The following is an 18,465-nucleotide window of genomic DNA, read 5'->3' on the forward strand; positions in this document are numbered from 1 at the left end:
GAGATGCATACGGTGGAGCCGCAAGGGATGGAGCTGGCGGAGGCTCGCAAAAAACGAAAAGTGGTGGCGGTTTCGGGGGCGTTCTTCGGTCTGCTGCTCGTGCTCACGTTATTCAGCAATACGCTGCAGGCGATCACGCTGCCCAAGGTTCGGACGGAAACACCGGTTAAGGGAAAGCTGGTTCACAGCATCGAAGCGAACGGTACGCTTAAGCCGGTAGAGGAAGCTGAATTAAAGAATGAGACCGGCTGGAAGGTGAAGGCCGTTCATGTCAAAGCGGGGGATGCCGTCGTCAAGGACCAGCCGCTGATTACGTATGACAGCAAACCGGCCGATCGGCAAATTGCGGATGAGCAAACCGCCTTGAAACAGCAAAAGCTGCAGCTGGAAGGGCTGTTCGAAAGCTTCGTCGAAGCGAACCGGACCGGGGATTCTACGGTGATCGGCAAGGCCAAGCGGGATATCGAATCGCGGCAGCTCGACATCGACGTCCGCGAACGCAAGATTCAAGCATTGCAAGAAGACTTGGCGGCCCAGCGTCAAATTGTAGCTCCGTTTGACGGAATCGTCACAAGCGTCCGCGCGACCGAGGGGCTTCCTTCTACGCCGGGCCAGTCGGTTGTCCGCGTATCCAATGCGAGCCGGGGCTACGGAATGTCCGTGCCGGTGGCGGCCGACCTCGCAGCGCTTCTGTCCGTCGGGGAAAAGATTGAGGTGGAGGTAAAGGACCAGACGGTCCAAGTGATGGAAGGCCGGATTGAGGAAATCACTGATACGCAAATGGAGATGGCAGGTGGCGTAGGGGAGAAGCAAGATGCACCTCCGGTCATGAAAACGATCCGCATTGCCGTTCAGGGCGAAGGCCTGAAAGGAGGGGAGCGGGCGGCCGTCCGGCTGCTAAAATCGGTGTCGGCTGACGAGCAGCTTGTGATTTCGAATGAGGCTATCCACAAGGATCGCGAGGGGAAATTCGTCTATGTGATCGAAGAGAGGAAAGGCCCGCTCGGCAACGGCTTTTATGTGCGCAAGAGCTATATTCGGACCGCCGATGCGAACACGAATCAGACCGCCGTCCGGGAAGGCATCTTGCCGATTGATCAAGTCATCGTCGAAACCAGCGAGCCTTTGCAGGCAGGGAACCGGGTACGACTACAATAACGGGAAAGGCCCTTCCGCTAGGCGAAGCGGTAGGGCCTTCTTATAACGCAGCGACTGAGGCAGAGGGCTAGCTCTTAAACCGCAGCGTAATGTCATGCATTTCTTGAGCCATCTTCGTCAGCGCGTTGACGGCATCCGAAATTTCCTCCATCGTGGCGAGTTGCTCTTCCGAAGCGGCGGCTACGCTCTCCGTCCTTGAGAAGGCGGCTTCCGATATGCTCTTCATCTGATGAAGGGAAGCTGTGATCTGCTCGGTCCCGGCCGACATTTCCTCCGAAGCGGCGGATACCTCTTGCATTTGATTGGCTACTTCCTGAACCGCAACCAAGATGTTGCGGAAGGCTTCTCCGGCTTCCTTCATGACGATACTGCCGTTCTCCACTTCCTGGCTTCCTTTGTCCATCGCCACAACAGCCGTCTTGGTCTCGCTCTGAATCTGCTTAATGATGCCGGAAATTTGCTCGGCCGATTGGCGCGATTGCTCAGCCAGCTTCCGCACCTCGTCCGCCACGACGGCGAAGCCCCGCCCGTGCTCCCCGGCTCTTGCCGCTTCGATAGCGGCATTGAGAGCGAGCAGATTCGTTTGTGCGGAAATATCCGTAATGACGTCGACGATCTGTCCGATCTCTTGGGAGCGGATTCCCAATTGATTGACCATCTGAGCGGATTCACTGACCGAGGTGCGGATCAAATCCATCTGAGACACGGCATTTTGGATCGATTTGTTGCCTTCTGCCGCTTCTTTGGAAGCTTCTGCGGACATCGCGGAAACGCTGCTGGAAAATTCGGCGATCCGGTTAATGCCTGTAGCCATTTCCTCCATAGCCCGAACGCTTTCCGTCGTGCTTTGATATTGCTGGTCGGCGCCGCCGGCAATTTCTTGAATCGCCTGCACCACTTGGTTGGTCGATTGAGTGGATTGTTCGGAGCTGGCGAGCAATTGCTCCGAGCTGGCGGATAAATTTTGCGCTTCCATGCTGATCTTCACGATAAGCGTTCTTAAACCGGCGATCATCCCGTTAAAATCGTTGGTGAGCAGGCCGATTTCGTCTCGGGACCGATAGGTACCGCTAACCGTTAAATCCCCGTCTTGCGCTTGAGCCATCAATTGTTGAATATGGCGGATCGGGCGCGTGATCATGCTTGCTATGCCATAGCCGATCAACGAGCACAGCAGCACGGCCAATAAAGTAACGACCACGATAACCGTCGTAGCGAATTTGGAGCTTTGAATGCTTTTCTCGTAGAACACTTTGGCGTCTTCTTCGTTGTATTTGACGACATTTTCCAGATTCTTGATCATATCGGCGCGGATCGGTTTGAAGGAGGTGACGTATTCTTTATACGCCTCTTCTTTATTGTTCGCGACCGCGAGCGCGTCGACTTTTTTCTTTGCTTCGTTATTTTTCGGAATCAAATTGATAAAGGCTTGGTACTGCTCCTGTGCCCGCTCCGATAACGGAAGCTGCTCCAGCTGCTTGCGCACTGCTTGGTTTTTGTCCCGCGTTTGGGTAATTTGCTGCTGGATTTGCTTGATGAACGCTTCGTCCTTGGTGAGCAGCATTTCTAGCTGCAGGGAATCCATCTGCGAGTTGCCGAACAGCAAAGCTTCGACAAGGGTGTTGGGAACCAGCTTCTCCTCGTACATGGCGCGCGCGTTGTTCCCCATCGTCTTCATGACCACGTAACCGGTAATGCCGATGACCAGCAGAAATACGATCGCGAGGCTGAGCAGCCCCAAGATTTTGGTGCGGATTTTTACATTTTGTAGAAACTGCATCTCACAAGCATCCTCCATTGCGTTAAAGTGCAATAAAAAAACCATCCCGAAAAAAAGGATGGACGGATCCCAACCAAATTTCGGCGGCCCGGCTGCCGTAGATTGAATCTCTCCTTAGGCCCGTGGCTTTGCGTCCTTTTCTTTCGAAAAGTTTGCCATTGTCGTATTTTGTCGTATTATGGATGTATAGCTTTCCGCCAAAGTATAATATAGCCCTACGGAAAAGACAAGACTTTTTAACTAAATCCAAATACTTATATTCGGACGGGGCAGGAATCCGCAGATAGGTTTAATGTCACGTTTAAATGGTAATGTATTCCTGTTTTGGACCGGTTTCATAGACTTTCGACATAGAAAATTTATTTTTCGTCACTATTTGACAAAAATCGAAGTCTGGTTTATTCTCGGTTGTGTCCGGACAAAACTAATTTTTGGAATGAGGGAAAGCATCTTGAGAAAACTTCTTTCAAAGCTGGCTTTGTCGAGTTTAGCCATCATGATCCTGATATTCTCATCCGGCTTCTCAAGTGCGGAGGCCAGCAACGAGCATGCGAAGAAACAGAAAAAGCTTAAAGTCGCTTTGCTGCTGCCCGGTCCTGCCAATGACGGCGGCTTTATGGAATCCGCTTACCGCGGACTGATGAAAGCGAAGGAAGACTTCCGCCTGAAAGCGACCTATGTGGATAATGTCCCGCACGATACGGCGAAAATTGCCGATGAGCTGCGCAAGCTGGCCAAGAAGAAGCCCGATATGATCATCGCCCATGCCGGGCAAAGCTCGGAAGCCGTAAAATTGGTGTCCAAGGAATTCCCGAAAATTAAATTTGTAAATACGCAAACGAACTTGACCGGCGACAATTTGTCCAGCTACCAAGTGAAGCAGGAAGAATCCGCATGGCTTGCAGGCGCTGCTGCAGGGCTGCTGACTAAATCCAATGTCGTTTCGCATATTTCCGGCGCGCGGGTCACTCCCGGATTTCATGGGCGTGCCGCATTTGCCGGGGGCTTGAAATACACGAATCCGAATGCAGCATTCCTGACCACCTTCACCGGTAACCAGGACGATGCCGCTTTGGCTAAAAAAGTCGCGCAAGCGCAAATCGCTGCCGGCTCGGATATGATCTTCACTATGTTGAACGTTGCCCGTTCGGGCGTGACGGAAGCCGCGCGCGAGAATGGCGTGTTCCAATTCGGCAACGTGCGCGATTATTATGCGGATGCGCCCGACGTCTTCATCGGCTCCGCGATTTCCGATGCCAGCTTCACGGTATACGGCGCAATCAAGGATCTGGCCGAAGGCAAATGGAAGCCGAACACGGTCGTGAAGATCGGACTCGAAAATCCGGATGCGGTCCGTCTGGCGCTTGCTCCAACCGTTCCGCAGGAAGTGAAGGACAAGATCGCCGAATTTACGGAGAAAATCAAATCCGGTGAAATTGTGATTCCTTCGCAATATACGGGGCCTGAATTTGAAGTAAAATAAACGTCTCACATGGAAACAAGCACTGCGGTAGTTGCTGCCGGGTGCTTGTTTTTTTGCGGGGAAACTTACAATCCGTTCCTAAAACTAACATTTTACTGGGGAGCGGCCGATAAAAGGTAGAGTTCGTTTTTTGGGGAGCTTAACGATAACGCCACAGAGGAGGAGAGGGCATGGAAACTTCCGAGCGCTTCAAATTCAACAGCAGGCTGCCGTTCGATCCCGGGTTTTTAAAGCAGGAGCATGCCATTGATATCGAAGACCAGACGCTACTAAGCTTAAGTCAATATCAGGAATGCTGGAATATGGACGAATACGTATATCGTATTCTGACTACGGAAGAAATCGTGGAAATGCTGGATTTTTTACAGGACTTGGCGTGTCACCGGGGCATCTGCCCGCTGCTTACGGACGATCAGTCCAATTACATAGGCTTGTATACCGACGGCCCGCTGCGAGATAAAATAGGCTACTTGAATCACGAAGAGACCGATTTATCGCCGGGATTCCGGCATATGGAACGGTTCATCGCGAAGAGCCTGCAAACTCCCGGAGCGGAGTGGGATCTGCTGGAGCGGGATTACCCTGTCGTGTCCGACCGGGACGAGCAGCATGCGCACAGCGAGATTGACCTCAATGTCATTCAAGAGATTGATCGACTCCTCTTGCAGGAAGAGCTTGACGAGGATTACATGCAGCAGCTTATTTTTTCCAAATTGACGATCATGCCTTATGCGGAATCGGAACGGATTTGCCGCTATCTGACCTCGGATGATATGTTTATTCAGGAAAAAGCCGTTATGCTCCTAAGAAAAAGAAATTATACGCCGGCGGCCCGTGCTTTGTTCGAGGTTGCCCAAAACGGGATGCATAACGGAAGGATGGCAGCGATCTTCGCGCTGAAGCAATTCCGTACGGAGGAAAGCAAACGGCTGCTGAAGGAATTGGAAGCGGTGCTGCCGAAACAATATTTTACGTAGGAGTGAGAGCATTGGAACACGCACATACCGAAGGAGAACACTGTTTTCCTTCGCCCGAGCAGGATTTCGACATCTATAAGGCGGCTCGAAGCGAAGGGGATTTCCAGCACGCTTTGTATCATCTGGCCTGTGCGTTGTCGACCGATCCGGCTAACGTCGAATGGCTCCAATCCTTGAACGATTGGATTGATTCGGGCGAAGACCTGCTGCCTTTTGTGCCGGTCGAAGACAACAATTATTTCGCCGTTCTGGCGGTAAGAGCTTATATTTACGCCCGGGTGAACAGCTTTAACGAAGCTTTTGGCCTTTTGGGACAGGTGATCAAAGTAAAGCCCGAGGTCCCTTATCTGGTGTGGGTATGCGAATGGGAGACGCGAATCGCCGGGGTGGATCATATCGAAGCGGATACGATCATTGGATTCGTCAGCGGAGTGATGAGATCCCTCGATCTGCTGGAAGGAAACGAACGGCACCAGGTGCTCGCCGCTTTAGTGTCCGTGCTCCGAAAGATATGCCAGGCGCATCCTAAAGCTTATATGTTGTTCTGGCTGCTATCTTCGATGCACCGGAGACAGGAGGATGTTCTGGCCGCATTTGCGGCAGCCAAAACGGCCTACAAGCTGAATAAATGCTGGAATACGGCCATTGGGATGGCGCTCTGCTTCAGAGCCCAGGGCAACATCCGCAAGGCGGCCGGCTTTTACAAAAAAGCAGGCAGGCTCGACCCCGGGAAAGAGGCCGGCTATCTGGATCTGGGCGATCTGTATCTGGAAAACGGTTTATACAAAAAAGCACTGAAAGCTTACAACAAGGCTGCGAATATTCAGCCCGATCACGAATGGGCGATGCCGTCCATCCTTTACTGCGAATATATGATCAAACAAGACGCCGAGCGCTTGGGGAAAATCGAAGCTTATTATAAGGCGAACGCTTCGAACGGCAGAGCGAGAGAGCTGCTCAAGCCGTTATTGTCGATCGCCGAGCTTCCTTTTGTCGATTACATCCCGGAGCCGCGGGAAGCCACCATCAACGTGCTGCGTCAAGTGGCGGAGCAAAGCCCGGATCTGGAAAGCGGCGGGACGATCAGCCTGACGATTAATCATCTGGAGGCGCCGAGCGCGATCCGTGCGATGGAGCTTTATTTGAACAAATTTGGCAGAAGCGCTCATCCGCCCAAGCTGAATTTGACCATCGACAACGTCCCGGAGCCGGACCCAAGGCAGCCAATCGCGGAGAACGGCGCTATGCTATGGAGTTACGAGGGGCCCATCGCACAGCCGGCTATGCCCAAGCCGTCGGTCCAAGCAGCCGATGCCGCACGCCGATTGGCGATGACTCCGTACCAAATCGAGGGTTGGTACCGCACCGCCGGCGAACTTGCCCAAAGTCTCACCCCTGCGCACCTGCCGGACTTATTCGCCGTCCTGACTCATCCGCCGAAGCCGCCCGAATCGGTATCGAGCTGGCGCTGGCTCCAGCGCATTCAGTATGCGGCGGTATTCCTTATGGCGCAGCTTAGCCCGTCCAAGCCTTCCGAACCCTTGCTTTCCCTATGCTATGGTCAGTCGGACTGGCCGGTCAATGCGGCGGTGGCCGTTTTGGCTTATGAGGCGCAAGGCGATCCCGAGCTGGAAAAAGCGGTATCCGAATTGTTTCTTCGGCTCATGGAGCGGATTCCGGAAGAAGGCTATTGCTTCTTTACTTATGCGCTGGTTTGCAGTTGGCTGCGGCTTGCATCCATCGATGTTAAACTCAGAGAACAGCTAGAGCAATGGAAGAACGATCTCGAGCAGCCAGAATAGGCTGATTGCCATGCATGACCGATTCGGGAGGATCGGTCTTTTTTTTCATTCTGGAAAAACGAACCGAAATCCCCATTTGTTTGTCTTATTAGTGTAACGCGAAAGGGGGGAGCGAGGGTTGACCGACCGGGAGTTATTCGATACTTACCGCAGGGACGTGTACTATTTGTGCCACTATATGCTGCACAACGCCGCCGATGCGGAGGACATCTGCCAGGAGGTATTTCTGAAGGTGTTCCAGACGGACCGGCAAGGCGTCGAACGGATCAAGCCATGGCTGCTGCGGATCGCCGTGAATATGTGCAAAAGCCATCTGGACCGCAGGAAGCGGGGCGTGCTGAAGGAGCTGAAGCATTTTCTGCTGGAGCGCAGACGCGATTCGGAAGCGGCGGACGCAGCGCTGGAGCGGAAAGAAACCGAGCTGGAGACGGAGCGGTGGCTCCGGGCATTGCCGGTCAAGAATCGGACGGTAATGACATTGCGGTATATTCACGAGCTGAGCTTGCAGGAAATTGCAGAGACGCTGAATATCCCGCCGGGTACGGTAAAATCCAGATTGAACCGAGGGCTGCGGCAGATGAGAAGAGAGCTGGGAAAGAGCAATCCAGATTTGAAAGGAGCGGAATGTCTTGAATAAGCTGACGGAAGAGCAATTGCTGGAGCTTGCGCGCAAGGAACGTCCCAAGCTTCCGGATTTTGAGGCGATGTGGGAAAGAATTCAAACGAGTACGAATCTGCAAAATGCTTCTGTAGCGCCGAGAAGCAGAAGTTTGGCCCGCAGCCGGAAGCGTCTTATCCCTTTGGCTATTGTGGTATCCTCGGTCATCGTGGCTGCGCCGGTCGTTGCCGGGGTATCGATGGGCTGGCCGGTGCTGTTTGACCGGCTGGGCTTTACGACCGCAATGGAGTCCGGCTTGGGCAACCCGCTGGACATCACGGTAACGTCGGCGGGCGCGTCTTTGGCTCTTCATGGTGTTGTCACGGACGACCGCCGGACGGATGTTATGTTTACCTTAGACGTTCCGTCAATGCCAGACTATCACATCGTTGATTTCGAGTACAAAACGATAACGAATTCCCGAGGCGAAACGATGCCGCTGAACGTCCTCGCCCGCCAAGCGGATTCGCCGAACCGGATGGTAGGCCTGCTGGAAACGCAAAATGGACTGGGAAACAAGAAGGATCGGCTTAAGCTGTCGCTGAAAAATCTGATATTTTACAAATACAAAGATACGGAGCTTGACGCAATTTTGATGTCGCTAAAGGATGGGGACCGGGTGGACAGCCGGACCCGTTTCGGAACGCTTGAGATCGTTTCAGTCGCAAGGGAAGGCGACAAGCTTACGCTGCGCTATGAAATTCCGATCAGCGGACCGGAGAATGGAAAGCTGAATCCGGGGCTGTTCGTTAAGGTAGGGGAGAAGCGGCTAGATTCGAGCTATTCCGCGACATTGCCGACGGAGAAATCGGGGATTTTGCTCCAGCAAAACACATGGCGTCTGTCGGATTCCGAGCTGAAGAGTGCCAAGCTGTACTTCACCTATTTGGACACGGTACAAACGCTCGAAGGGACGTGGGAGACGTCATTGGAAGCCGATGGAAGAAAAGCGAGCCAAGCGACGTTCCGCAAACCGCTTGATCCGACGACGGTTGCTAACGATTCGGATATGGATTTGAAGGAGCTTGTCGTAACTCCGCTGGAAGTTCGTTTGATGTATAATAATAAATTCGAGACCAAATCCCCGGATCTGGAGAGAGTAAATTACGATACCATACAGCTTGTGCTGAACGGTAAAACGATTGATGGAGGAAGCTGGTCTACGGAAAAGAGCGGCTGGTATCTCCGCTTTCAGCTTCCGGAATGGTCCAAGGATTGGTCCCAAGCGCCGATGAAGCTGCTTTTGTCGGATGCAAGCATCCACAGACGCTCCAAAGCGTGGCTTCCGCTGGAGACTCCGTCCGAAACGAAGCGAACAATCGAAACGAAGCTCGACCAGTTTCCGGTCACGTTTACGTACTACAAGGAGGGAGAGGATCTGATCGTCGAATCGTACTCGACCGATCCGGACTTTATCGCCGTCGCCCAAACTGCCGTGAAGCAGGGCGGAAAGTTTGTTGTCCCTGAGATGAATTCTTCACCCCCGGGCGGCAACGGCACGAGAAAAGAAGTAGAGCGGTACCCCGGACTGCTATCCAAGCCGGGTAAACTGGAATTGAGCCCAGGTTTCTACGTCTTCAAGGACGGCAGCCGCAGGGTGGAATTGACCCTTAATTAAATGAAATGCGGGGGATGGATCCGCCAGATCAGGCTTTTGTAACGGCTGCTTCGAAATCATCGGGGCAGCCGTTGACGTACTCATGCTGAAGCAGCCCCATATGAATAATGTCGTGCCATGCCCCTTCTCTGAACAAGCTTTGCCGGGAAATTCCCTCCCGCTGGAAGCCCAGTTTTTCATAGAGCTTGATCGCTCTATCGTTGAAGGAAAATACTCTTAACGAGACCCGGTGCAGGTTCAGCTCCAGGAACGCATAGTCAAGCAGCAGCTTTAAGGCCTCGGTTCCGTAGCCTTTACCCCAATAAGCTTTGTTGCCGATATCGATGATGCATTCGGCATTCCGGTTTTTGGAATCGATGTTGATTAAAGAAGTAATCCCGAACGGCGTTTCCGAGATTTTATCGATCAGAATGTAGCTTTTGGAGGAAGGGGAGCCCAGGATGACTTGATGAACGAATTGCCTCGTTTCTTCCAGATCGTAGATATCGAGCGAAGGATTTGTGGAACGCATAACCTCCAAATCGTTTCTCCACGCATGATACAGCTCCGCATCAGCTGCCGTCGCCTTTCTCAACACAATTCTTTCCGATTCGAACAACATAGCAAGCACTCCTTTAGGGTAGGATGGAAATTAAATCTGGTCAATCGGGCGGAGCAATTCTTTCAACGAAAAGAGGAAGACGGTCAACTGTTCCTTCACAAGAGTGGTTTCCGCTCCGAGTTGGAACGTATCCAGCATTAAGCCGTCCATAAACGAAACAAAATACAAGGCGACCGCTTCCGGAGAAAGTCGAGGCCGGAATTCTCCCCGCTCCGTCCCTTTGACAACGACCGATTCGATAGCCTCCTTGATTCGCAAGTAACGCTGCGTGATGTACGGGAAGCTTTCTTTATTTAGCCTGTATCCGGGGGATAGAAAAAACTCCGCCTTGGCCAGCAGCAGCGTTTGCCCGGCTGTCTTCAGGCTGTGCCGCTGACGGTTGACCCAGTCGGTTATCTGGGGCCAGTGGGGCGAGGAATCGGCCAATTCGAAGAAGAGGATGTCCTGCCGATCGTCGAACTGCAGCACTTCGATAAACGCATGCTCGATATTGTCGAAGTAGGAATACAGCGCGCCTCTGGACACCCCGGCTTCGTTCATGATCGATTGCATCGTCGCCTGCGAATAGCCCTCCCGGATAAACACGCGCCTTGCCGCTTGCAGCAGCTCGTGCTTTTTGTCCTTCTTGTACTGTTCGCTTACTTTGGGGGACAACGGAATCAGCTCCTCCTGACAATAAAACGACATTGATGTCGCTTTTGGTTGCAAGGTCATTATAAACGACATGGTTGTCGTTTTTCAAGTCGTTAATGGTCGAAAGTGGAATTTTTCATTTACATACATACTGTATGTATGTTAATATGCAACTAGCATAACTATTCTTAATTCCAAAGGGGATCACGGCGATGAAAACAAACAGCTTCTACCCGGTTATTTTGACGGAGCAGGTTGCGGCGAGCGCGGCTTTTTACAAAACGCTTTTCGGTTTTGAAACGGTATACGAAGCGGATTGGTACGTGAGCTTGCGGATGTCCCAGGCCAGCGCTTCCTACGAATTGGCAATCTTGGACGCTGCGCATCATACGATACCCGAGGCCTACCGCAGACCGGTGCAGGGCTTGATTCTTAATTTCGAAGTGGACGATGTCGATGCGGAATACCGGAGGCTCATTATCGGGGAGAAGCTGCCCTTGAAGCTTGAGCTGCGGGACGAAGAGTTCGGACAGCGGCACTTCATAACGTGCGATCCTAACGGCGTCTTAATTGACGTGATCAAAATTATCCCGCCTTCGCAAGCGGAAAGCACGCAATATGCCGAGAAAGTTTGGGCGGATGACGAAGACGGAGGAGAAGCATGAGTGAAACCGCAGCCTTGAAGCATTACTTCGGGGCCGAGCTGGCGCATCGGCTGTCCAGTCTGATCCAGCCTCATGCTTCGGGCTTTCCTGCACAAGCTTTTACCGATTCCGTGGCCGCGCAGGTGGGACCGCTGGAGTTGAAAGGCAGAGTCGCGGTCATAGCCGATGAGCTGCGGAAAGCGTTGCCTCCGGATTATCCGGAGGCTTTGCGCATTCTGTTAAACATTCTCGGACCGGAAAATGAAACCGAGGAAGGCATGTTTAAGAACGGATATTTTTTAATGCCTGTTGCCTATTTCGTGGAAAAATACGGGCTGCCGCATTTCGGGCTTTCCATAGAGGCGCTTTACGAAATCACCAAACGGCATACGTCGGAATACGCGATACGCCCTTATTTGGAGCACCATTTGGAGGTTAGCTTGCGCCTGATGAACGACTGGACGCATGATCCCAGCCTTCATGTGCGCCGCCTCGTCAGCGAGGGAACCCGTCCGCGTCTTCCTTGGGCCAAACGAATCGGAGTCCTCCGGGGAGACCCCGCGTGCAACCTGGCTCTGCTGGAGCCGCTGATAGACGATCCTTCCTTATACGTCAGGAAATCGGTCGCTAATCATTTGAACGATTTGACGAAAGACCACCGGGAGATTACGATAAACTGGATTCGGGATCGATTGAACCGCGGAGGGAAGCACGTCGTTTGGATCGCCCGGCACGGGTTGCGTTCACTGGCGAAATCCGGAGACCAAGAAGTATTGGAGCTGCTGAGAAGCTTCGACTAACCGGGCAGACGAACCGGAAGGAGGGAGCATTGTTCTGTGAAAAAAAATAGAGAAGAAACCGATGAAACGATTCGCAAGCTGACCGCCATTGCCAGAAGGCACTTTACGGAAAAAGGGTATGCGGATTCCGCTCTGGAAGAGATTGTAAGCGAGGCGATGCTGACGCGGGGGGCACTCTACCATCATTTTGGGAATAAAAAAGGATTGTTTCACGTCGTTCTGGAAGCGGTGCAGAAGGAGGTCGCGGAGCAGGTTGAGGCGGAGGCATCCCAAAGCGACGATGTGTGGGAGCAGCTGTTGTTCGGGTGCCGCGCCTTCGTTAAGGCGGCGGTAGAACCCCGGAGCCAACGGATTCTGCTGATCGATGGCCCTGCCGTGTTAGGCTGGGACGTCTGGCGCAAAATGGATCAGCAGCATTCGATGCGGCTGCTGCGCGGGCAGCTTCAAATAATGAAAGAGCAAGGGTGCTTCCGGCCTGCATCCATCGAAGCAATGACGCATTTTCTGTCCGGCGCACTGAACGAATCGGCGCTGTGGATTGCGCAGATGCCGGATCAGCGGCAAGCGCTGGAGGAGACCATGACGGTCATTGCCTTATTGGTGGAAGGGTTCAAGCGGTAAACAAACAGACCGTTCCGACAATGGAAACGGTCTATTTTGCGATAAACAGGCTATATCAGTTCTTGTTCGCCTTGTTCTCTTCCGCTCTCGCAAGCAGCATGTCCACAATGAGGTCAATCTGTCCTGTAATGGCAATCGGATCGTAGCGATAGAACGTATCAAAGTCGTTCATGAACAGCGTATTATTCTTTACCGCATTCAGACCTTGCCACACCGACGAGGCCTGCAGCTGCTTCAATGCCTCGCCTTTTTTCTCGGGGTCGTAGGTCGTCAGAAACATGTAGTCGGCCGCATAGTTGGGCAGCACCTCCATCGACAGCTGCACGGAGCCGGTGTTGCCTTTCACCTCCGAACGGACCAAGTCCGGCATCTTCAGCCCCAGCGCGTTATACACTGTTTGGCCGCCCCGTCCGGCGTTGTCCCCGAATACCCATAAGGTGCCTTTATCGGTCAGCTCGTAAAGCCCGACGGTGGCGGTTGAATCGATGACCCCTTTTAATTTCTCGCGGCCTTGCGCTGCTTTTTGATCGAATGCCTTGATAAATTGCTCCGCTTTTTGCGGTTCGCCGGCAATATCGCCGAACAGTTTCACCGTTTCGTAAATGTTGGAAGTCGTGCCGTAAGGGATATGTAGGGTAGGAGCGATTTTGGACAGCTCTTCATAGTTTTTGTCATACATAACGACGATTAGGTCGGGAGCAAGCTCCAGTGTTTTCTCCACATTCACCGGCGTGCCTACGTCGACGGCTCCTGTGAGCCGCTTCTTCAGAAACGGATTGTCGAAGGTGGTGGGTTCGACGCCGACCACATTGGCGCCTACGGATAGCAGCTCGCCGCCGTAAAAATCCGTGACGATCCGTTTAGGTTTGACCGGGATGTTGATATTGCCTTTGACCGTGGAGAAGCTGCGGGTTGCGGCGGCCGATGCTTCCGTCGACGGCTCCTTGGCAGCCTGCTTGGCCGTGGCGGGATTGCCGGCAGTCGTTGCCATACCGCCGCAAGCGGAGAGCAGCGTAAGGAGTAATAAATAAATCAGGCCGGCGGCCCAAAGCGGCTTGTTCTTAAACATCATTTCCCTCCGTGAGATCGATTATTGAAAATGAGAATCATTATCGGTAAAGATCATATCAAAAATGATTCTCCATCGTCAATACGAATCGTGAGCGTCGGGACCGCCGCGTAAGAAATAAGTAAGAATCGGGAAAGAAAAAAGACAGTGGTGCCGGATACAATGAAAAGGCGAACAGGGGCTGTGCTCCCCAGCATATCCGGAAAGGGTGAACGATCAGGAAGAGATTTTGGGAAATAGGTTTAATCGTATGTAATTTTGGCTTGGTTTGGCTGCTGTGAGCGCTATTTTACGTACGGAGGGGATTGAGCATGTTAGCTTCCATTCAAAAAGCGGACGGCGGTTATACGGCCCGTTTTTAGCGTCATCTGAAGCATTCCGTCGATCAAATATGGTCGATTCTAACGGACAACGACCGGCTTGCCGAGTGTTTTCCCCAGCTTCGGATCGACGAGCTGCGCGAGGGCGGGCTGGCACGTATGTCTGGATGTGATCGACGCGCTTTTGTCAGGCAGAGCAACCGGGTTCCGACAAGAGGAATGGAATACATGGCACGAGCAGTACGTCCGGATCTTGACGCCACTCGGAAGTGCCGACGAATAAGGAGCAGGAGAGGGGCGTTACCCGATCGAGGGATACGAAACTGCGGCCCGAGGCCTTGGATTCAAGGGCGGGCCGCAGTTTTTCTATTGTCGAGCTCTAATCCAGCTCCTCATCCATCGATGTGGTTCCCCTGCACAGCTCCGGGAACGAACGGGCTACTTGTTTGCAATCCTCATAGCCAAGATTGCCGGAATGCGCCGCCAAGATCAGATACTCGTCCTCGTTCATGTCTTCTCTCATATCCATAATATAATGATTGCCGCAGCCGTCCATCCCGATAGAGACGGAGCCGGCCATGTATTCGGGGAATTCGTACACCAAGTTGTATTCTCTCAATTCCTCCGTGCCGAAAAATTGAAAATAGCGCTCCCCGGTTTGAAACTCCCCGCCGTTCGAATAGCGCAAAAAGTCCAGGAGCTGTCCGGCAGCTTCTTCTGCGGCAGATCCGACGGATCAAACGGCTTGTACTGCGCATGAAGCGGATGATTCGCAGGAAAAGGATTCGTCTGCCGCTCCGCAATCTCGGCGATTTCTTGCGTCGACAGCTTCTCGTTCCACGTCCTTACTAAGCGGTCAAGCTCGGCTTGAGTCGCTCCTTCCCGCTTCAGATAAGGCTTTTCAAACACGTTACTCCACATGGACAATTTCCCCCAATAGTACGCTGCTCGATTCGTGTCAGCCTATTATATAGTACAGCGAAGCTGGGCATCAACTCGTTGAACGGGCTATTGGGGGGTTAAAGGCACTCACCGGGGCATTATTTTGCCGCTGCCCCAGAAGGCGTAAGCAGCTTGCCGATTTGCTGCGAAAATCCGTCGTATGTCGCGACTTCCGTATTGTTGAGGGACAGCAGCTCGCGGATTTCGTGATTTTTCAAAAAAGGAACAAGTGGCTGGTCGAACTGGCGTGGATCGATTACATAAATTTCCTTATAGTGCGGCAGCAAAAAAACGCATTACCGTACGAATCTTTGACGACGGCGATCCTGCGGTCGCCGGTTGATTTCCGGCAGCTGCTCGCGGAGACACTCGACGCCTACCGGACGGCGTTCCGGTGATGCAAAGCGGCATCAAAATCAAGCACTTGACGAGTTCGGCGGCGAGCCTGGAGTCCGTATTCCTTCAGATGACCGGACGCAAGCTGCGGGATTAGGAGGAGGCAGGGAGATGTATTCGTTTTACTTTATCTTGAAGCGGGACTTCATCAATCTGGCGCTCAACCCGGTTCTTTTGTTGACCAATACGGTATTTCCGCTGCTGCTTGTGCTTGTCCTCGGTTATTTAAGCAACGGCGCATACAGCGGAGAAACCATGAACGGCTACGATTATTACAGCGGAAAAGATCAAAGACTCATACCGGCGCATGCCGGATATGAGTCTTTGTTTGTAGGCCGTGGTGCGGCCAAACGGGCGAACCGCTTCTATTCTTCGTGGTTGAACTGCCACTGGATACCGAATTTATCGGTTAATTGGCCGTAGCATTTACTCCAGAACGTTTCTTGCAGCTCCATGCCTACCTTGCCGCCTTCTTTGAGCTTATTGAAATACGTTTTAATTTCATCGATGTTTTTGCTCATTACGGAAAGGCTGATGTTGTTTCCGGCGGTAAAAGGCATACCCGGGAAAACGTCGGAAAACATCAAGTCGCTTCCGTTAACGGTAATGCGGGCATGCATGACCAAATGCTTGGCTTCCTCCGGCAGCGCGTACTCCGGGTTAGGCGGCGTATCGCTGAAGGTCATGATTTGCGGTTTTCCCGTTCCAAAAGCCTCCGCGTAAAATTCGACCGCTTCACGACAATTTCCGTTGAAGTTCAGATACGCATTGATAGCCATTAATTTCGCTCCTTCGTTCGAATGGGATGGTATGTAAGCACGGGCTATGTTCACACTTTCGTCACTAGCCTTGCCTCTACCAGTATACCTCGAACCGGAGCCATTTTAAACAACTTCCTCATGTCGTCCATCGGCATATTTTTTTGAAAACAAAAAGTACCTGCTCTTCGAAGGGCCTGAAATTATATAATCGGCATATGGAAAATTTCAGGGGGACCCGAACATGACATATTGCACGGGGATACCGGTGTCCATAATTTCGTGTTTCACAAATTCGAGCTGACAGGCGTCATCGATCCGTCTCCCATAGCTGGCCCGGTTATCTATGATTTTACTTATGCTTTTTGTTCTTCTCCGGACGATTTGAACCTGGATACCTTGTTTGCCGCCTTCGAACTCCTTCGTCATAAGCCAATAAATAAATCAAGGCTGATCGAAGAAACGATCTTTCAATTGTACTGCCGAATCGGAATCAGCGCGAAAGTCCATCCGAAAGATTTGGAGAGCTATTTAAAGGCATGGGAGTACTGGAAAACTCTTCTTCCTTGATCAAATCATAAGTAACGGAAGGTTATTCGGATTTTTTTACTGGATAGCCTTTTTTCTTTTTTTGTCTATGTTAAACTCAACTGTTGATATTTGCGGTATACCTTGATAGCAAGGAGTACGAAAACACAACGTCGAATAAAAAGAATATGTGAGTCTCTTCATGCCTATTTTCTGCCAACTGATCGAAAAATTGAAGAGGGGTGTTCCTTAATGACAAATGGTAGATTGAATCCTAAGGTTGATGAATTTTTAAGTAAAGCTAAAAAGTGGAAGGAAGAATTTGAGAAGTTGAGAAATATCGTTCTTGACTGTGAACTGACCGAAGATTTTAAGTGGATGCATCCTTGTTACACGTTTGAGGAAAAAAACATAGTTTTAATACATGGATTTAAACAATATTGTGCGCTTCTATTTCACAAAGGTGCCTTGTTACAGGATGCCCATGGGATTCTAATCCAACAAACGGAGAATGTACAGGCGGCGCGCCAGATTCGGTTCACCAATGTTCAAGAGATAGTTGAAATGGAAGCCATCTTGAAAGCCTATATTCATGAAGCCATTGAAGTTGAAAAAGCCGGTTTGGAAGTGAATTTTAAAAAAAATTCAGAATTCAACATTCCTGAAGAACTTCAAAATAAATTCGATGAAATGCCTGCCTTGAAAACTGCTTTTGAAGCATTGACGCCGGGACGGCAAAGAGCATACATTCTTCATTTTTCTCAACCCAAACAATCCAAAACTAGAGAGTCGAGGGTTGAAAAATGCATGCAGCAAATTCTCAATGGAAAGGGATTAAACGATTAGCATATTCGCAGGTAACACTCAATCAAATAATTTAAATAAGAACAATCAAAATGTTTCAGGTTGTATTTAAAAGAACAGGGGAAGAAGCTTTCATGGAGGCCAATGTTATTCGTTATTATCGTTTCGGAGAACCTGACGAGGTGCTGCGAATCGAAAAGAAGCCGCCGCTTGTGCCGGGACCGGGGGAAATCTCCGTCAAAATGCGGGCACGGCCCATCAATCCGTCGGATGTGATCCCGATTCGGGGGGCGTATCCTCACCGGATTACGCTGCCCGCGGTCCCGGGTTACGAGGGTGTAGGGGTAGTGGAAGCCATAGGGCCGGGGGTCCCGAAGCAAATGTTGGGGACGCGCGTATTGCCTTTGCAAGGCGATGGCACGTGGCAGGACTATGTGACAGCCCCTGCCAAATTTGCCGTTCCCGTACCGGAAGACATCGACGACGACACGGCTTGCCAGCTATACATTAACCCGGTTACCGCTTGGTTGATTTGCCACTCGGCACTCAGGCTTACGCACGGGGATGTGTTAGTTGTCAATGCGGCGGGTTCCGCTATTGGGAGAATTTTTGCCCAATTGTCGGCTATTTTCGGATACCGGATGATTGCTCTGACGCGCAGCGACCGCCATACCACCGAGCTGCGGCGTCTTGGGGCGGCCTATGTGTTTAACGCGGCGGAAGTCTCCGTCCGGGACCGAATTTTAGAAGTCACGGCAGGCCAAGGAGCCCCCGCGGCCACCGTTAGTATCGGGGGACCCGTAGGCGAAAAACTGGCGCGCGGCGTGAAGACGGACGGAACGGTCCCAAGCATCGGGCAGCTTTTCTGTATTA

The 18,465-nt window shown here is 51.8% G+C and carries 18 protein-coding genes, 2 pseudogenes and 1 riboswitch; of the genes and pseudogenes, 14 read left to right on the forward strand and 6 right to left on the reverse strand.

From position 1 onward, the window contains the following. The first annotated feature begins 12 nt into the window (after positions 1-12). Complete coding sequence (locus QJ48_RS08035) at positions 13-1,158, forward strand: efflux RND transporter periplasmic adaptor subunit (RefSeq protein WP_162238459.1); 1,146 nt, start codon at positions 13-15, stop codon at positions 1,156-1,158. 67 nt (positions 1,159-1,225) lie between these two features. Here QJ48_RS08035 and QJ48_RS08040 read toward each other — a convergent pair whose 3' ends face one another. Then, complete coding sequence (locus QJ48_RS08040) at positions 1,226-2,938, reverse strand: methyl-accepting chemotaxis protein (protein ID WP_054973118.1); 1,713 nt, start codon at positions 2,936-2,938, stop codon at positions 1,226-1,228. 79 nt (positions 2,939-3,017) lie between these two features. Then, a riboswitch (cyclic di-GMP riboswitch) is annotated at positions 3,018-3,105 on the reverse strand. A gap of 284 nt (positions 3,106-3,389) precedes the next feature. Between QJ48_RS08040 and QJ48_RS08045 the strand changes: the two genes are divergently transcribed. The 5 genes from QJ48_RS08045 to QJ48_RS08065 all read left to right on the forward strand — a co-directional run bounded on the left by QJ48_RS08045 (position 3,390) and on the right by QJ48_RS08065 (position 9,476). Continuing rightward, a complete protein-coding gene (locus QJ48_RS08045) occupies positions 3,390-4,421 on the forward strand; it encodes a BMP family protein (RefSeq protein WP_202813829.1) in 1,032 nt (343 codons plus the stop codon). A 170-nt stretch (positions 4,422-4,591) separates the two neighbouring features. After that, positions 4,592-5,398: a hypothetical protein gene (locus QJ48_RS08050; RefSeq protein ID WP_054973120.1), complete on the forward strand. Its 807-nt coding sequence runs from the start codon at positions 4,592-4,594 to the stop codon at positions 5,396-5,398. An 11-nt stretch (positions 5,399-5,409) separates the two neighbouring features. Next, positions 5,410-7,200, forward strand: coding sequence for a tetratricopeptide repeat protein (locus tag QJ48_RS08055; protein WP_054973121.1), 1,791 nt, complete (start codon positions 5,410-5,412; stop codon positions 7,198-7,200). A 118-nt stretch (positions 7,201-7,318) separates the two neighbouring features. Next, positions 7,319-7,837, forward strand: a complete 519-nt coding sequence (locus QJ48_RS08060) for an RNA polymerase sigma factor (RefSeq protein ID WP_054973122.1) — start codon at positions 7,319-7,321, stop codon at positions 7,835-7,837. Further along, positions 7,830-9,476, forward strand: a complete 1,647-nt coding sequence (locus tag QJ48_RS08065) for a DUF4179 domain-containing protein (protein ID WP_054973123.1) — start codon at positions 7,830-7,832, stop codon at positions 9,474-9,476. The genes QJ48_RS08060 and QJ48_RS08065 overlap by 8 nt, the downstream gene beginning before the upstream one ends. A 28-nt stretch (positions 9,477-9,504) precedes the next feature. Here the strand turns inward: QJ48_RS08065 and QJ48_RS08070 are convergent, their stop codons facing one another. Further along, the gene (locus tag QJ48_RS08070) at positions 9,505-10,077 is read right to left on the reverse strand and encodes a GNAT family N-acetyltransferase (RefSeq protein WP_054973124.1); all 573 of its coding nucleotides are present in this window, start codon (positions 10,075-10,077) and stop codon (positions 9,505-9,507) included. 30 nt (positions 10,078-10,107) lie between these two features. Continuing rightward, a complete protein-coding gene (locus tag QJ48_RS08075; protein ID WP_054973138.1) occupies positions 10,108-10,731 on the reverse strand; it encodes a TetR family transcriptional regulator in 624 nt (207 codons plus the stop codon). A gap of 191 nt (positions 10,732-10,922) precedes the next feature. Between QJ48_RS08075 and QJ48_RS08080 the strand changes: the two genes are divergently transcribed. Genes QJ48_RS08080 through QJ48_RS08090 form a run of 3 tightly spaced genes read left to right on the forward strand, consistent with a single transcriptional unit; the run spans position 10,923 to position 12,775 of the window. After that, a complete protein-coding gene (locus QJ48_RS08080; RefSeq protein WP_054973125.1) occupies positions 10,923-11,375 on the forward strand; it encodes a VOC family protein in 453 nt (150 codons plus the stop codon). Next, positions 11,372-12,154 (forward strand): DNA alkylation repair protein, encoded by a 783-nt coding sequence (locus QJ48_RS08085; RefSeq protein ID WP_054973126.1) that lies wholly within the window; start codon positions 11,372-11,374, stop codon positions 12,152-12,154. The genes QJ48_RS08080 and QJ48_RS08085 overlap by 4 nt, the downstream gene beginning before the upstream one ends. A 36-nt stretch (positions 12,155-12,190) precedes the next feature. Then, positions 12,191-12,775 (forward strand): TetR/AcrR family transcriptional regulator, encoded by a 585-nt coding sequence (locus tag QJ48_RS08090; RefSeq protein WP_054973127.1) that lies wholly within the window; start codon positions 12,191-12,193, stop codon positions 12,773-12,775. A gap of 55 nt (positions 12,776-12,830) precedes the next feature. Here QJ48_RS08090 and QJ48_RS08095 read toward each other — a convergent pair whose 3' ends face one another. Next, positions 12,831-13,844 (reverse strand): iron-hydroxamate ABC transporter substrate-binding protein, encoded by a 1,014-nt coding sequence (locus tag QJ48_RS08095; protein WP_054973128.1) that lies wholly within the window; start codon positions 13,842-13,844, stop codon positions 12,831-12,833. 699 nt (positions 13,845-14,543) lie between these two features. Beyond that, positions 14,544-15,085 (reverse strand): annotated as a pseudogene (locus QJ48_RS08100) (SMI1/KNR4 family protein). Between the two features lie 227 nt (positions 15,086-15,312). On the opposite strand from QJ48_RS08100, the gene QJ48_RS38580 reads away from it, so the two are divergent. Together QJ48_RS38580 and QJ48_RS38035 are read left to right on the forward strand one after the other, a co-directional pair. Then, positions 15,313-15,504: a hypothetical protein gene (locus QJ48_RS38580; protein ID WP_157261560.1), complete on the forward strand. Its 192-nt coding sequence runs from the start codon at positions 15,313-15,315 to the stop codon at positions 15,502-15,504. A gap of 109 nt (positions 15,505-15,613) precedes the next feature. Then, entirely contained in the window at positions 15,614-15,925 is a 312-nt protein-coding gene (locus tag QJ48_RS38035; protein ID WP_054973130.1) for a hypothetical protein, read from the forward strand. Here QJ48_RS38035 and QJ48_RS08115 read toward each other — a convergent pair. Continuing rightward, positions 15,868-16,281, reverse strand: a complete 414-nt coding sequence (locus tag QJ48_RS08115; protein ID WP_054973131.1) for a VOC family protein — start codon at positions 16,279-16,281, stop codon at positions 15,868-15,870. The two genes, QJ48_RS38035 and QJ48_RS08115, sit on opposite strands and share 58 nt — an antisense overlap. A gap of 228 nt (positions 16,282-16,509) precedes the next feature. Between QJ48_RS08115 and QJ48_RS08120 the strand changes: the two are divergent. From QJ48_RS08120 to QJ48_RS08130, 3 genes and pseudogenes are all read left to right on the forward strand, one after another. Then, positions 16,510-16,830, forward strand: a pseudogene (locus QJ48_RS08120) (hypothetical protein); the annotation flags it as partial. A 210-nt stretch (positions 16,831-17,040) separates the two neighbouring features. Then, positions 17,041-17,634 (forward strand): YdeI family protein, encoded by a 594-nt coding sequence (locus QJ48_RS08125; RefSeq protein ID WP_054973132.1) that lies wholly within the window; start codon positions 17,041-17,043, stop codon positions 17,632-17,634. 92 nt (positions 17,635-17,726) lie between these two features. Beyond that, the coding region (locus QJ48_RS08130) for a zinc-dependent alcohol dehydrogenase family protein (RefSeq protein WP_237762845.1) at positions 17,727-18,465 on the forward strand (739 nt) is incomplete at its 3' end.

It is taken from the genome of Paenibacillus sp. A3, from assembly GCF_001399685.1.
GTDB lineage: Bacteria > Bacillota > Bacilli > Paenibacillales > NBRC-103111 > Paenibacillus_G.